Genomic DNA, 14,474 nt, shown 5'->3' with positions numbered 1-14,474 from the left:
TAAGAGATGCTAGTAATATAGGCTGAGGGCTATTAGTATCTATTGTTTACATTTTACTCATTAAGAAGTTAGTAAATGCACTACATGTTACTAATATAAATTTAGCTTCATGAAAGTCAATTCTTCGATCATTTTCAGTTAACGCATGTCTAATTCCAGCATCATCACTCGTATAACCGTATAATGATGTAAAGCTTTTTTTCAATGCGGGATGAAGTTCGTAGCTTTGCTCCAATTTTTTTAAAGCTTCTCCTAATGTTGCTTTATCATTACCCGTAAAGATTTTACAGATTGATTCTACAGCAGAAATTGATTCCTTTATTGAATTTCTGTAATCCGGTTTTTTTCTATCAGACAAGAAGTTCAGAGCCGTATTTAAATGAATTTTTACTGATGAAAATTTATCTGACTTCAAGATTGCTTCTTCAATCTCATCTATTTCTAGTTGTGAAGTTATTTGTACTAATTGGCTATTTACAAAACGGTAGGCAGAATTTTCTCTTTCTAAAATAATATTTATACTTTCAATAAAGTTACTAGGATCAAACTTTGCACTGAATTCCAAAAAATCATATATCTCATACCATTGCGTTTTAGTATCATAGAAATAACTTCTAAGAACTTTTCTAACATAATCCTCAGAGATTGAACCATCTGAATATATTGATAATGTGTCGATAGGTCTTTTAAAAAAATTAAACCATAATTTATTCATAAAATTACCAAGAGAACTATTAGGCATTATTTTTACAAAACGTTCTAAAAAAACTGACCACAATGAATTTAGTAAGTCAACATCAATTGAATCAATTTGTATTTTGTCTTTTACAGGTGTAATACCTAATCTTTGAGAAAACTTCATTTTATAATGGTGTTTAAAAATTGATTCTAAAAGCTTGGTGAGTATTAAATTTAACTCGTTCCCCCAAATATAAATAATCCCCACCAATCCCTTTCATTTCTTGTAAAAAAAATCCGCTTATCGGGTTTTTGGGGTTATTGGTCGGAAGAGATAAGCAATTATGAATTACGAATTATGAATTACGAAGTTGGAAGTACGAGGTACGAAGTGATAAGATAATAGGCAAAAATGCTACAAGAGGTTTAAAATAAAAAAGCCCAAGGGAGAGCTTGGGCGAATTTATAGTTTTGGAACCGGGTTTATATCTTAAAAACAATTCGTGACGACAGTGCAATTGTAACCATAGGTTTGTATGTCAGCAATGATTTCTTGTTGTTCCTCAAAATCACAGCAAACATTGGTCAGTGAGGGACATTGGTAAATACTAATCCCTTGTGTTGCTGCGCTTCCATTTTTAACGATGAGTGTTTGAAGATTGGGATTAAAACTAACATCAAAATAACTCATCAATACACAATCTCTTATGTCAATGGAAACGAATTGGTTGCCGCCACAATCGGCATAACTCAATCGGATAAGATCACTAAAGTCGAGTGAGGTAAGATTATTGGAAATACAACTTAGGGTGGTAAGATTAGTACAACCCGTAAGATTGAGTTGGGTTAAGTTGTTTTGTCCGCATTCTAATTCCCAAAGACTGCTGCATCCTGAGGCGTTCAATGTTTGCAAGTTATTTGAATCACAAATGACATGTTGTAGTTGGGTAAGGCCGCTAAGATCTAAATGAGTCAAAAGATTATCCGAGGTATAAAGTTGCAAAAGATCTGAAAGATGGCTTACGTTTAAAGTTGAAATATTATTTTGGTAGATGCGCAATACCGTTAGATTTACAGCACCCTCTATATTTAAGTTACTAATTTCGTTATGCTGGCAATATAGGTATTTGAGTGCCGTTAGCGATTTAACACTCAGACTTTGCAAATTATTTCCATCACAGAAAAGATTTTCTAATCGCTTTAACCCGGTAACATTCAAAGATGGAATTTCATTATCAGTAAGGTATACATTCACAAGGCGCTTTAGGCTTCTTAAATCAAGGGCCTCACTAATATTGTTATACTTGAAAGAGAGTGTCTGAATGTTTCTGAACTCCAAAATACCTTCTATCGAATTGATATCGGCTTGGTCAATGGTCAAACTGCCGACTTTTTCAGCTTCACAAACTTGGATTTCACCATCTCCGTTTGCGTCAATGGTGGTACTTCCATCTAAGTTAACACAAGTTAAATAACCGCCTGCCACGAGTTTAGCTTTAAAATTAGCATCGGGTATATTCACGATTCTGCTGCAGTTAGGATCGGTGTTGACGATTTCGGGAGCGCTGTCACCATCATCAGAACAGCCTATAAACAATAGGGATAAAAAACAAACGGCAAGCGCATAGGATATTTTCATAATAATTTTATTTTTTAATTTCTGTAGTACGTTTATTTTTCAACCCGGCAAAAAGAAAACTTCCCAAGCCTGTAGTGGTTATGGCAAGCAAGAGTAAAGGTAAATCCTTTTTTAAAAACACGTCCACTTGCCCGGCAAAAAGAACACTGAGCAATAGCAAAACAGTCATAGGTCCGGTAATCCATATTGCCCATCGCCATGATGGTTTTGGCCAAACAAAGGCGAATAGGCTGCCACAAATGAAATAGATGATGCCAAGAATTATTGGAAAAGGTTCCATCTCCGGAATAAATGGTATGGCAAGTCCTATAATTACAGCAAGGAGGTAAGGATTTACTAATTTCATGATTGATGTTTTTTGGATGTTGGTTGGTTAAAAGTATAAAAAAATAATTACAATTTTAATACTGGGTTTTTGGAATCGTTTGAGGATAAGGGATAAGGGAAGTACGAAGTTAGAAGTACGAAGTTAGAAGTACGAGGTACGAAGGGAGAAGAAATTACGAATTACGAATTACGAAGGGATAAGGGAAGTACGAAGTTAGAAGTACGAGGTACGAAGGGAGAAGAAATTACGAATTACGAAGGGATAAGGGATAAGGGAAGTACGAAGTTAGAAGTACGAGGTACGAAGGGAGAAGAAATTACGAATTACGAATTACGAAGGGATAAGGGATAAGGGGATTGAGTGCATGTTTTTCAAATCCGAAAAGTATGCACTCATTTCGTGTGCATGTTTTTCAAACCCGAAAAGTATGCAACCATTTTGAGTGCATAATTTTCAAAATGAAAAAGTATGCACTCATTTCGTGTGCATGTTTGTCGAAACTGAAAAGTATGCACAATGAGTTTTTGTTGTAAAAGAGAGGTGTTTCGTTCTAACACAAAATCCAATCGTATCTACATTGTCACCCTGAGCTTAGCCTGCCCTGAGCCTGCCGTAGGGTCGAAGGGCTGCCGTAGGGTCGAAGGCCTGACACAAAACGCAATCGTATCTACAATTTTAAATACTAATTGCTTCTTATCCTATTTTTTCCGCAAAAGCAATAATATGCCCATCGGGGTCGGCGAAATAGCACACTTTGTCGCCCCAGTCTCGGTCGGTTATGGGGCTTATGAGTTGGGCACCGAGGGCTGTGGCGTTTGCATATTCGAGGGAGATGTCTTCGACATAAAAGTACAGTTCACACCTTGGGATTCCGATGCCGGTTTGTGGGTGCGGGGTTTGGTTTTTTAGGATTTTGGCGATGCCGTTGTTGGGCATTAATCCTATTTTACAATGCGCTGACACTCTGAATTCGGTCATGCCGGGTACATTCAAATCCGCCTTTTGCCGAAACAGTTTTTCGTAAAAGGTCGTACTCACTGCTTGGTTTTCGACATAAAGGATGGTTTCGGTCAGTTGGATGTGTTTCATTAGTATAGACTGTAATTGCGGTATGTTTTATTTTCCTTGAAGCGATTGATGCACTTTTCTGCCTTCTCGCACGATAATCTCCACTACTTCCTGTATGTCTTTTTCCGAAGTTCTGAAGTTGACGATGCAAGCTCGTAAACAGTATTTGTCGGTCACCACGGCATTAGACAAAAACACTTCGCCGCCTTCTTGGAGTTGGTTTAACAGGGTTTGGTTGAGTTGGTTTAGATAGTTCTCACTAGCTTCGCTTTGTGGCACATAGCGCAAGGTGGTGATGCTTAAGTTTTGGCTTACGGCTTCGAGTTCGGGATGGGCTTGTGCCAAGGCAAATAACAGTTCCGAGAGCGCGATGTCTTGGGCAATCATTTCTACATAACCGTTTTTGCCCACTTGTTGCAACGCCATCCAGACTTTCAAAGCACGGAAACCTCTGGAGTTTTGAAAGCCGAATTCGTAGAAATTGGTAGACGGTTCATCCTCGTGGTTGCCAAAGTTATAATACACAGGATGCGAACTGTAAGTGTCAATCAAATGTTGTGGATTTTTGACCAAAGTGCAACCGGCTTCCAGTGGGGCATACAACCATTTGTGCGGGTCAAGCGCAATGGAATCGGCTTCTTCAATGCCTTTGAACATACTTTTGCATTCCGGTAATACCGCAGCCGGAACACCATAAGCCCCATCAATGTGGAACCACAAATCATGGTCTTTGCAAATGGCAGCCAAAGTAACCAAATCATCCACCACACCGGTGCTGACATCACCCGCATTGCCTATTACTAAGAAAGGTTTTTGGCCGTTTTGCAAATCGGTAGCTATGGTTTGACGGAGTACGTCAGTATTCATTTTATTATCGGCATCGGTGGCTATCCAGCGAATGGCATTGGTACCGTGCCCAAAAAGCACCGCGGCTTTTTCTATCCAAGTGTGCGTGGCTTTGGAACAATAAAAAACCATTTGGCTATCGGTCAAGCCTTCTTCTTTTAAATTCTTAGGAGCTTTGGCTGTTCGTGCGGCCAAGAACGCTGTGAAGTTCGCCATATTACCGCCACTAACTAAAAGTCCGCCACAAGTAGGAGCAGCGCCAATAAATTCGGTCAGCCATTTCACCGTTTGTTTTTCAATCGCGGTTGCCATCGGACTTAAGATATTCGCCCCAACATTCGGATTCACCGTTGCCGCTAAAAAGTCGGCAAGCGCGCCAATAGGCGTAGGCGAAGACGTGATGTAACCAAAAAACTTCGGATGACCGTTAAACAAGGAATGGTTAAGCAACAAATCCGAAGACCTTGTTATAATGGCTTCGGCAGAGATGCCTTCTTCGGGTAGCTTGTCATTGCCTAATAGTTGTTGTATTTGCTTAGGTGTTTCGCCTGTGGTAACCGGCTTTTCCTCAATAGTAGTCATGAAATGCGCAAGGGTATCTACCAATTGATAGCCTATGGCTTTAAACTCATCTTGGCTGATTTCAACTGGGGATTTTCGGTGGTTGGTCATGGCAATTGGGTTTGATAAATTAGTTTCTTAAACTTCATTCCTTAAATATAAATAATCTCGTTCAATGGAGCTCTTTTTTCGGAAAAAAATCCGTTTATCGGTGTAAATTTCAGTTCTTATACCAACCCAATACGCTTTTATCGATTCTTACAAAATTAACCTATCGCTATTTACCCCAAAATGCCATTTTACCCCTCGGGAGCCCCAGTAAATACAAGGCCTCAGAAAGTACCTGATGAAACAATCAATTCATCAGGATGATTTTGTCAATTCATCAGGCTCAGTTGATTAATTCGTCCTGATGATTTTGAAGATTTGTCAGGCTCAGTTTTTTTAAGGGTGGGAATGGGGTGTTTTTTTGTAGGAATTGGGAAGAGTAGGGAAGTACGAAGTTAGAGGTACGAGGTACGAAGGGAGAAGAAATTACGAATTACGAATTATGAATTACGAAGTTGGAAGTACGAGGTACGAAGGGAGAAGAAATAGGCAAAAATGCTACAAGAGGTTTTAAAAAAAGCCCAAGGGAGAGCTTGGGCGGTTTTATAGTTTTGGAACCGGGTGTATAATCTTAAAAACAATTAGTCACTACAGTGCAGTTATACCCATAGGTTTGTATGTCATTTATAATTTCTTGTTGTTCATCGGCATCGCAGCATATGTTGGTAAGAGAGGGACATTGGTAAATACTAATTCCTTGTGGCGCCATGCTTCCATTTTTAACGATTAGTGTTTGAAGATTGGGATTAAAACTCACGTCAAAAGAATTCATTACCACACAATTCCTTATATCAATGGTAACGAATTGGTTGCCATTACAAGCTGCAATAACAAGATTGGGAAGACCATTAAAATCAAGTGAAGTAAGGTTATTGGTACTACACCTCAGGTAGCTAAGATTGGTGCAACCCGAAAGATTGAGTTGGGTTAAGTTGTTTTGCCCACATTCCAAATCCGAGAGACTAACGCAGCCCGTGGCGTTCAATGTTTGCAAGTTATTTGAATCGCAATTGACATTTTGAAGTAGTGTAAGTCCGCTAAGATCTAAATTAGTCAAAAGATTATCCGAGGTATAAAGTTGCAAAAGGTCTGAAAGATGGCTTACGTTTAAAGTTGAAATATTATTTTGGTAGATGCGCAATACCGTTAGATTTACAGCACCCTCTATATTCAAGTTAGTGATTTCGTTAAACTGACAATAGAGTGTTTTAAGTGCCGTTAGCGATTTAACACTCAGACTTTGCAAATTATTTCCATCACAGAAAAGATTTTCTAATCGCTTTAACCCGGTAACATTCAAAGATGGAATTTCATTATCAGTAAGGTATACATTCACAAGGCGCTTTAGGCTTCTTAAATCTAGGGCCTCACTAATATTGTTATATTTGAAAGAGAGTGTCTGGATGTTTCTGAACTCCAAAATACCTTCTATCGAATTGATATCGGCTTGGTCAATGGTCAAACTACCGACTTTTTCAGCTTCACAAACTTGAATTTCACCATCTCCGTTTGCGTCAATGGTCGTACTTCCATCTAAGTTAACACAAGTTAAATAACCGCCTGCCACGAGTTTAGCTTTAAAATTAGCATCGGGTATATTTACGATTCTGCTGCAGTTAGGATCGGTATTCACAATTCCGGCACCGCTGTCACCATCATCGGAACAGCCTATAAACAATAGGGATAAAAAACAAACGGCAAGCGCATAGGATATTTTCATTATAATTTTATTTTTTAATTTCTGTAGTACGTTTATTTTTCAACCTGGCAAAAAGAAAACTTCCCAAGCCTGTAGTGGTTATGGCAAGCAAGAGTAAAGGTAAATCCTTTTTTAAAAACACGTCCACTTGCCCGGCAAAAAGAACACTGAGCAATAGCAAAACAGTCATAGGTCCGGTAATCCATATTCCCCATCGCCATGATGGTTTTGGCCAAACAAAGCCGAATAGGCTGCCACAAATGAAATAGATGATGCCAAGAATTATTGGAAAAGGTTCCATCTCCGGAATAAATGGTATGGCAAGTCCTAAAATTATGGCAAGGAGGTAAGGATTTACTAATTTCATGATTGATGTTTTTTGGATGTTGGTTGGTTAAAAGTATAAAAAAATAATTACAATTTTAATACTGGTTTTTTGGAATCGTTTGAGGATAAGGGATAAGGGAAGTACGAAGTTGGAAGTACGAGGTACGAAGGGAGAAGAAATTACGAATTACGAAGGGATAAGGGAAGAGGGATAAGGGAAAAGGGAAGTACGAAGTTAGAAGTACGAGGTACGAAGGGAGAAGAAATTACGAATTACGAATTACGAAGGGATAAGGGATAAGGGAAGTACGAAGTTAGAAGTACGAGGTACGAAGGGAGAAGAAATTACGAATTATGAATTACGAATTACGGAAAAGGGATAAGGGATAAGGGAAGTACGAAGTTGGAAGTACGAGGTACGAAGGGAGAAGAAATTACGAATTACGAATTACGGATAAGGGATAAGGGATAAGGGAAGTACGAAGTTAGAAGTACGAGGTACGAAGGGAGAAGAAATTACGAATTACGAATTACGAAGGGATAAGGGATAAGGGGATTGAGTGCATGTTTTTCAAATCCGAAAAGTATGCACTCATTTCGTGTGCATGTTTTTCAAATCCGAAAAGTATGCAACCAATTTGAGTGCATAATTTTCAAAACGAAAAAGTATGCACAATGGTCTTACACATATATGCACTGACCACTGACCACTGACCACTGACCACTAAAACTAATTTGCCTCGCTTAAAAAAAATCCCTACTTTTACCACCCAAACAACACTACCATGAGTCAAAAAGTATTGCTCACTTCCAAAGAAGTCAATATCATACTCCATCGTTTGGCTTGTCAGTTAATCGAAAACCACCTCGATTTTTCCAATACCGTTTTAATAGGCATACAACCGCGAGGCACTTATTTGGCCAACCGCATCAAGGCCTTATTGGAAAACGATTACCAAATTAAAGACGTAAAGTTAGGTTTCTTAGACATCACTTTTTTCCGCGATGATTTCCGTCGGGGCGAAAAGCAATTGGAAGCCAACAAGACACAGATTGATTTTTTAGTCGAAGATAAAAAAGTGGTTTTTATAGACGATGTGCTATTCACCGGAAGAAGTATCAATGCGGCCTTAACCGCCGTGCAGTCCTTTGGCCGACCGTCAGAAGTAGAACTTTTGGTACTCATTGATAGAAGATTCAGCCGCCATTTGCCCATACAACCCGATTACCGCGGTCGCCAGGTAGATGCCATTCAGGATGAAAAAGTAAAAGTATGCTGGAGCGAGAAGGATGGAGAAGATGCGGTGTACTTGGTATAAGTCAAAAGGGATAAGGGAAAAGGGAAAAGTACGAAGTACAAAATACGAAGTACGAAGTGTAGCAGAGACAACAACATACAACATAATAACATACAACTTACAACTAAAAAATGTCCGAACTGTCAGTCAACCATTTACTAGGGATTAAATACCTGCAAAAGCAAGACATCGACTTGATTTTTGAGACGGCCGATCATTTCAAAGAAGTGATTAACCGCCCGATTAAGAAAGTGCCTTCGCTGCGCGACATTACCATTGCCAATATCTTTTTTGAGAACAGTACGCGTACCAAACTCTCTTTTGAATTGGCGCAAAAACGACTCTCTGCCGATGTGATTAGTTTTTCGGCAGCACAATCCTCTGTGAAAAAAGGAGAAACATTGATTGATACTGTAAACAATATTTTATCGATGAAAGTGGATATGGTGGTGATGCGTCACGCCAATCCGGGTGCGGCTTACTTCTTGTCACAAAATGTCAAAGCCAGTATCATCAACGCCGGAGACGGTGCCCACGAACACCCGACACAAGGTTTGCTCGACAGTTATTCTATCCGAGAACGACTGGGCGAAGTAGGCGGAAAGAAGGTAGTCATCGTAGGCGATATATTGCACTCGAGAGTAGCCTTATCCAACATCTACGCTTTACAAATGCAAGGAGCTGAAGTCAAAGTGTGCGGCCCCAAAACCTTAATCCCCAAATACATTGAAAGTCTTGGGGTAACGGTAGAACCAAATTTGAGAAAAGCCTTAGAATGGTGCGATGTAGCGAACATGCTTCGCGTGCAGAATGAAAGAATGGATGTGAACTATTTCCCATCGACCCGTGAATACGCCCAACAATATGGTGTTGACAAAGCCTTACTGGATTCCCTCAACAAAGAAATCGTCATCATGCACCCCGGACCAATTAACCGAGGTGTCGAAATCACTTCAGACGTAGCCGATTCTCAGCAGTCGGTGATTCTGGACCAAGTCGAGAACGGCGTGGCGATACGAATGGCGGTGATTTATCTCTTAGCTTCTAAAATACAGCAATAAAAAAAGCCTCGAATTATCGAGGCTTTTTTGTTATTCTTCTGTTTTCAAACTTCTGAGTTGTTTTAGCTTTTCTTTCAGTGTGGCCAACTCTTCTTTTTTGAAGTCGATGTTTTTCTTTACTTCTTTTACCATTGGGTTATCCGCTTTGGCATTGGCAAAGAATTGGATGTTGTTTTCCAACTGGAAAATCTCGCCTTGTACTTCGTCGATTTTACGCATTAAGAATACTTTTTCGTTATCTAATTTGCGGGTATCGTTATTGGCCAAGTTATCCAAACGATTGGCGTAACGCGTCATTTCGTTTTCTTTTTTGCTTAAGCTCAATTTTTCGAATAAAGCATCTAAAATTTTATTAAACTTTCCTTCTACATGACGACGGGCAAAAGGCACTTTACCAAAGCTTTTCCAAGTTTCGATGTGCGCTTTGATGGCATCTAAGTCGGTTTTGTGGTCGCCCACTAATTCAAAGGCTCTCAAAGTTTCTAAGTAGGCTTTTTTCTTTTCAAAAGCTTCTACTTCTTCTACATTTACTTCAGACTTTTGCTCTTTCAATTTCTCGAAATACTCATTACAAGCCGCTCTGAATTCGGTCCAAAGTTTGTCGGAGAATTTTCTTGGTACATGACCAATGGTTTTCCATTCTTCCTGAATTTGCTTCATCAACGGAGTCGTGGCGGCAAAATCGGTACTGTCTTTTAACTCATTGGCTTTGGCCACCAAGGCTTGTTTCTTAGACAAGTTATCGTTTTGGTCTTTTTTGATGTCTTTGTAGAAAGCGTTTTTCAATACATTAAAACTTCTCACGGCATTTTTAAAGGCTGTCCAAGTGTCTTCATTGACTTCAGAAGGTACTTTTCCGGCGGCAAAGAATTGATTTCTCAAGGCTTCTACTTTTTCAATTTGGCCTAACCATGCAGCGTGTGAGTTTACTTTTTCTTGAGCCAAGACCTCAATTTGAGCAATGATGTCTTTTTTCTTTTCTAAATTGGTCGTTTCTACTTCGCGCAATTGTTCGTATAAACTTTCGCGTTTGTCGTGCATTTGTTTGGTCAATTCGCTAAAGCGGTTCCAAATTTCCTCACGTTGGTCACGAGAAACCGGACCGATGTCTTCTTTCCAAATGCGGTGTAAGTCTTGCAATTCACGGAAGGCTTTGTTGATGTCTTCCACGTGAATTAACTCCTCAACACGCGCTATGATTTTTTGTTTTTGTTCTAAGTTGTGCTTGAAATCTAAATCACGCGCTTCACGGTCTAAATGAAGAATGTCATAGAAATTCTCTAAGTGAAAGTGGTAATTGTTCCAAACGTGGTTGTATTTGTCTTTCGGAATAGGACCGGCTACTTTCCAACGATCGCGGATGTCATTAAATTTCTTTAAGGTTACCGGAATACTTTCCTGACTGTGGATTAAGTTTTTAAGTTCTTCTACAATGGCCATTCTGGTTTCCAGGTTGGCTTGTAGGTTGTTTTGCAAACTTTTAAAGTGCGTATTTTTCTTGTCGCGGTATTGTGTATATAACTGGTCGAATTTAATTTTAAGCGGAAAATGATAATGGAAATCTTCAGTAGTATCCGGGTTTTCGGCGTGAAATTCGTCTTTCTTCTCGTCGATAAAATGGTGGTATTTTGACAAGAAAGCTTTTTTCAATTCTTCCACGTGGTCTTTTACCGACATCACTTTTTCTACCACAACTAAATTACCCAACTCCTCTACCAATTGCTCCATAGACAAGGTGTCGTAATCCAACATCGGGATATCGTGACGCTCTTTTAACGATTCATCTTCACCTTCTTCGGCATTCACTTCCTGAATAGCACTCATCACTGAATCACTTGTTTCCAGCACCGGAGTTTGCTCTGCCTGTTCGGTTACACTCGTGTCATCGGCTACTTCTTCAGCGGTCAATTCTACTACGTTTTCTTCAGCCACTTCTTCTTCAGTTGCTTCGGGTTCGGCCACCATTTCCACGGTTTCTTCCACCAAGGCTTCTTTTTCGGCCGCAACTTCAATTTCGTCTTCGTTTAGTGCTTCGGTCAACTCGGCCACTTCCACTTTAGGTTCTTCCATGGCTGCTTCAGGTTCTGAAACCACTTCAACAGTTGCTTCAACTTCAGCTTCAACAACAACGGGTTCTGCTGCTTCGACAGTTTCTGCTACGGCTTCAGCTTCGGCTGTAGTTGGTTCATTTTCAGTAGTGGTCGTTTCTAAAGACTCGTTAACTACATTTCCATCTGCGTCTTGCAGGTTATCATTCTTTTCTTCTAACATTTGTATAAATGTTTAAGGGTTACACATTTTGAGGGCGAAAGATAGTAAAAGAAGCGCTAAACATCAAAGGAAAACGATGTTTTCTGCGCTTAATTACGGCGAAATACAAAAAAACGCCGTTGAATTTCAACGGCGTTTGAAGTTATTTTTAGGGAGAAATTTAGTTTACCAAAACTTTTTTCGTCACAGCACCTGAGCCGGAAGCTATTTTGACGAAGTAAAACCCTTTGGGTAAATTGCTGATAGTGTAAGTATTACTGTTTAGAGTTGGGTTTTTGATTTGCTGTAAAACCTGACCATTGATAGTAATGATTTCAATAGTATCAATGGTTGATTGAGATTCAACCGTTATATTTCCGTCCTGTGAAGGATTAGGATAAATATTGGCCGTAGTTGTGGTGTTGAATGTTGGGTTGCTCAATAAAGTACCCCAAATTTGCATGGCATATTCCGGATGGTCAATGTAAGGGTTACGGTTGTTTTGACGAACATAAATAGCATTATTTCGGTCGATTTCTCTTTGACTTACCGGATCGTTATTGTGCCAAGTTAAAAGTACATTGATTGATTGATTAGTAAAAACCTGATCGTTGGTACCGTTGAACATAGAGTAATTCCATCCGGCTACTTGGTCTTCGTAGCGAGTGGCAAAATACAAGAGCATACGAGCGATGTCTCCTTTGAACTCGTCAATCGGTTCGAAAACTGTTCCGGTGTAACCGGCAGAGTAACCTGAGTTTAAGTTAGAACCTTTTTTTGAACCATTGGAATAGGTTGAAGTCGCATTGTTTACTTTGCTAAATGGCCAACTGTCTCTTTGTGCGTTAACATATTTATCAGACGGTACAACGCAATGAGCATCAGAGTACATAGGAGTTGCAGAGTTATAAACCGATTGTGGTATTAAATGTTCTCTGTTGTATCTTTGACATTCAGCATTTCCTAACGTACCATCATCTTGTAAACCACCACCATATACATATTCACATTCGGTTCCAGTTGGGTTTTCAGTGTACATGTCCAACATAGTTCCATTATTTTCATAATAGTTGTCTATATCAGATGTTTCATAAGTAATGTATAATCCGGGATTATAACCTCTATCATTGTGGTCGTTAATGATATTGAAAAGTTGTGTTTTTAAGGTGTAACCGGTTCCGGTTGCAGTATTGTAATAACCTGCCGGTATTTGGGCAAAACCCAAAAACACATTACCTAATAATAAAAGGGTAAAGATTTTCTTCATTTGTTTTATGCTTCTTTTTTTCGTTCCAGTAAAGCCATGTAAAAGCCGTCAAATCCGGTCTCTTGGGCTAAAATTTTAGTATCTTTTACAAAGGTAAAAGATTTGCCGATTTCGGTGGTTAAGAAATGCTTAACTTGTTCCTGATTTTCAGAGGGTAAGACTGAGCAAGTGGCGTAAACGAGTTTGCCTCCCGGTTTAACTATTTTAGAATAGTTTTCTAAAACTTCGGCTTGTACTTTTTTGATGTTGTCAATGAATTCCGGTTGCAGTTTCCACTTGGCGTCGGGGTTTCTTTTTAATACGCCCAATCCGCTGCAGGGTGCGTCAATCAAAACCCTATCGGCTTTTTCGTGAAGTTTTTTGATGACTTTAGTCGAGTCGATTATACGGTATTCTATATTGAAAGCGCCGTTTCTTTTGGCTCTTAATTTTAATTGTTTGAGTTTGCTTTCATACAAATCCATGGCAATTAATTGCCCTTTGTTTTGCATAAGCGAAGCCATGTGAAGGGTTTTTCCACCGGCACCCGCGCAAGTATCCACAACTCTCATACCGGGTTGTACATCCAGGAAGGCAGCAACCAATTGGGAAGAAGCGTCTTGTACTTCAAATAAACCTTCTTTGAAAGCATCGGTTAAGAACACATTAGCTCTTTCTTTTAAGACTAAAGCATCGGGTTGGTCTTTTAAAAACTCGGTTTCGATGTTTAAGTCCATTAAAATGGCGCGGAGTTTTTCTTTGGTTGTTTTTAAAGTATTCACTCTCAGAATCACTTGCGCTTGTTTGTTTTGGGCCGCAATTTCTTTGGTCCAAACTTCTTCGCCTAATTCTTTGACACCCAATTCATCCATCCAATCCGGAATAGATTCGCGCATTTTTCTGATTTTAGACAATTCGTCAAAACGGCCTTTGATTTTGCGTTCGGGTGTGCCTTCCAATTGACGCCAATCGGGGATAGGATAACCACGAAGGACAGCCCAAACGGCAAAGATTCGCCATAATTGGTCACGGTCGAAAGGTTCTTTTACCCCGGCAATTTCCATGTAAAGTCTTTTCCAGCGTACGATTTCGTAGATGGTTTCGGCCACAAATTTACGGTCGGAACTTCCCCAACGTTTGTCTTTTTTTAAGGCACGAGCCACGACTTTATCGGCATATTCGCCTTCGTTAAAAATGGCGTTTAAGGAATCAATGGTGGTGTAGACTAAATTTCGATGTAATCGCATGTTGTAAAAAAAATAAGCGTGCAAAGATATTCCTTTTTTATTATCCAAGCTTAAAATTAACAAGCTAAAAACAGTTTGGAAACAGAATTCCCTATATTTGGTTAGATTAAATCTCTAA

General features: G+C 39.4%; 12 protein-coding genes. 2 read left to right on the top strand and 10 right to left on the bottom strand.

Annotation, left to right across the window (positions count from 1 at the left end):
* Positions 1-46 precede the first annotated feature (46 nt).
* From P7V56_RS09850 to P7V56_RS09820, 7 genes are all read right to left on the bottom strand, one after another.
* Positions 47-862, bottom strand: a complete 816-nt coding sequence (locus P7V56_RS09850; protein ID WP_171221670.1) for an AbiJ-NTD4 domain-containing protein — start codon at positions 860-862, stop codon at positions 47-49.
* A 306-nt stretch (positions 863-1,168) separates the two neighbouring features.
* Positions 1,169-2,317: a leucine-rich repeat domain-containing protein gene (locus P7V56_RS09845; protein WP_171221669.1), complete on the bottom strand. Its 1,149-nt coding sequence runs from the start codon at positions 2,315-2,317 to the stop codon at positions 1,169-1,171.
* A gap of 7 nt (positions 2,318-2,324) precedes the next feature.
* Positions 2,325-2,663 (bottom strand): hypothetical protein, encoded by a 339-nt coding sequence (locus P7V56_RS09840; protein WP_171221668.1) that lies wholly within the window; start codon positions 2,661-2,663, stop codon positions 2,325-2,327.
* Between the two features lie 675 nt (positions 2,664-3,338).
* Complete coding sequence (locus tag P7V56_RS09835; protein ID WP_171221667.1) at positions 3,339-3,734, bottom strand: VOC family protein; 396 nt, start codon at positions 3,732-3,734, stop codon at positions 3,339-3,341.
* A 27-nt stretch (positions 3,735-3,761) separates the two neighbouring features.
* On the bottom strand, positions 3,762-5,231 hold the full coding sequence (locus tag P7V56_RS09830; RefSeq protein ID WP_171221666.1) for a pyridoxal phosphate-dependent decarboxylase family protein: 1,470 nt from the start codon (positions 5,229-5,231) through the stop codon (positions 3,762-3,764).
* 568 nt (positions 5,232-5,799) lie between these two features.
* Positions 5,800-6,948, bottom strand: coding sequence for a leucine-rich repeat domain-containing protein (locus P7V56_RS09825; protein WP_171221665.1), 1,149 nt, complete (start codon positions 6,946-6,948; stop codon positions 5,800-5,802).
* 7 nt (positions 6,949-6,955) lie between these two features.
* Entirely contained in the window at positions 6,956-7,294 is a 339-nt protein-coding gene (locus P7V56_RS09820; RefSeq protein ID WP_171221664.1) for a hypothetical protein, read from the bottom strand.
* Between the two features lie 745 nt (positions 7,295-8,039).
* Here P7V56_RS09820 and pyrR point away from each other — a divergent pair.
* On the top strand, positions 8,040-8,573 hold the full coding sequence (pyrR, locus tag P7V56_RS09815; RefSeq protein WP_171221663.1) for a bifunctional pyr operon transcriptional regulator/uracil phosphoribosyltransferase PyrR: 534 nt from the start codon (positions 8,040-8,042) through the stop codon (positions 8,571-8,573).
* Positions 8,574-8,683: 110 nt separating this feature from the next.
* Positions 8,684-9,613: an aspartate carbamoyltransferase catalytic subunit gene (locus P7V56_RS09810; protein ID WP_171221662.1), complete on the top strand. Its 930-nt coding sequence runs from the start codon at positions 8,684-8,686 to the stop codon at positions 9,611-9,613.
* Between the two features lie 30 nt (positions 9,614-9,643).
* On the opposite strand, the gene P7V56_RS09805 is transcribed toward P7V56_RS09810, so the two are convergent.
* The 3 genes from P7V56_RS09805 to P7V56_RS09795 all read right to left on the bottom strand — a co-directional run bounded on the left by P7V56_RS09805 (position 9,644) and on the right by P7V56_RS09795 (position 14,356).
* Entirely contained in the window at positions 9,644-11,884 is a 2,241-nt protein-coding gene (locus P7V56_RS09805) for a DUF349 domain-containing protein (protein ID WP_171221661.1), read from the bottom strand.
* Positions 11,885-12,044: 160 nt separating this feature from the next.
* Entirely contained in the window at positions 12,045-13,130 is a 1,086-nt protein-coding gene (locus tag P7V56_RS09800) for an endonuclease (RefSeq protein WP_171221660.1), read from the bottom strand.
* Positions 13,131-13,135: 5 nt separating this feature from the next.
* The gene (locus tag P7V56_RS09795; protein WP_171221659.1) at positions 13,136-14,356 is read right to left on the bottom strand and encodes an RsmB/NOP family class I SAM-dependent RNA methyltransferase; all 1,221 of its coding nucleotides are present in this window, start codon (positions 14,354-14,356) and stop codon (positions 13,136-13,138) included.
* Positions 14,357-14,474: the final 118 nt, after the last annotated feature.

The sequence above is a fragment of the Flavobacterium sp. IMCC34852 genome, from assembly GCF_030643905.1.
GTDB classification, from domain to species: domain Bacteria; phylum Bacteroidota; class Bacteroidia; order Flavobacteriales; family Flavobacteriaceae; genus Flavobacterium; species Flavobacterium rivulicola.
The sequence above is the reverse complement of the archived record's forward strand: the minus strand, read 5'-3'. Positions and strand labels throughout refer to the sequence as shown.

Excerpts from the sequence above, each read along its gene's own strand:
- P7V56_RS09850 (WP_171221670.1), bottom strand. The coding sequence starts at position 862 with ATGAAGTTTTCTCAAAGATTAGGTATTACACCTGTAAAAGACAAAATA.
- P7V56_RS09845 (WP_171221669.1), bottom strand. The coding sequence starts at position 2,317 with ATGAAAATATCCTATGCGCTTGCCGTTTGTTTTTTATCCCTATTGTTT.
- P7V56_RS09840 (WP_171221668.1), bottom strand. The coding sequence starts at position 2,663 with ATGAAATTAGTAAATCCTTACCTCCTTGCTGTAATTATAGGACTTGCC.
- P7V56_RS09835 (WP_171221667.1), bottom strand. The coding sequence starts at position 3,734 with ATGAAACACATCCAACTGACCGAAACCATCCTTTATGTCGAAAACCAA.
- P7V56_RS09830 (WP_171221666.1), bottom strand. The coding sequence starts at position 5,231 with ATGACCAACCACCGAAAATCCCCAGTTGAAATCAGCCAAGATGAGTTT.
- P7V56_RS09825 (WP_171221665.1), bottom strand. The coding sequence starts at position 6,948 with ATGAAAATATCCTATGCGCTTGCCGTTTGTTTTTTATCCCTATTGTTT.
- P7V56_RS09820 (WP_171221664.1), bottom strand. The coding sequence starts at position 7,294 with ATGAAATTAGTAAATCCTTACCTCCTTGCCATAATTTTAGGACTTGCC.
- pyrR (WP_171221663.1), top strand. The coding sequence starts at position 8,040 with ATGAGTCAAAAAGTATTGCTCACTTCCAAAGAAGTCAATATCATACTC.
- P7V56_RS09810 (WP_171221662.1), top strand. The coding sequence starts at position 8,684 with ATGTCCGAACTGTCAGTCAACCATTTACTAGGGATTAAATACCTGCAA.
- P7V56_RS09805 (WP_171221661.1), bottom strand. The coding sequence starts at position 11,884 with ATGTTAGAAGAAAAGAATGATAACCTGCAAGACGCAGATGGAAATGTA.
- P7V56_RS09800 (WP_171221660.1), bottom strand. The coding sequence starts at position 13,130 with ATGAAGAAAATCTTTACCCTTTTATTATTAGGTAATGTGTTTTTGGGT.
- P7V56_RS09795 (WP_171221659.1), bottom strand. The coding sequence starts at position 14,356 with ATGCGATTACATCGAAATTTAGTCTACACCACCATTGATTCCTTAAAC.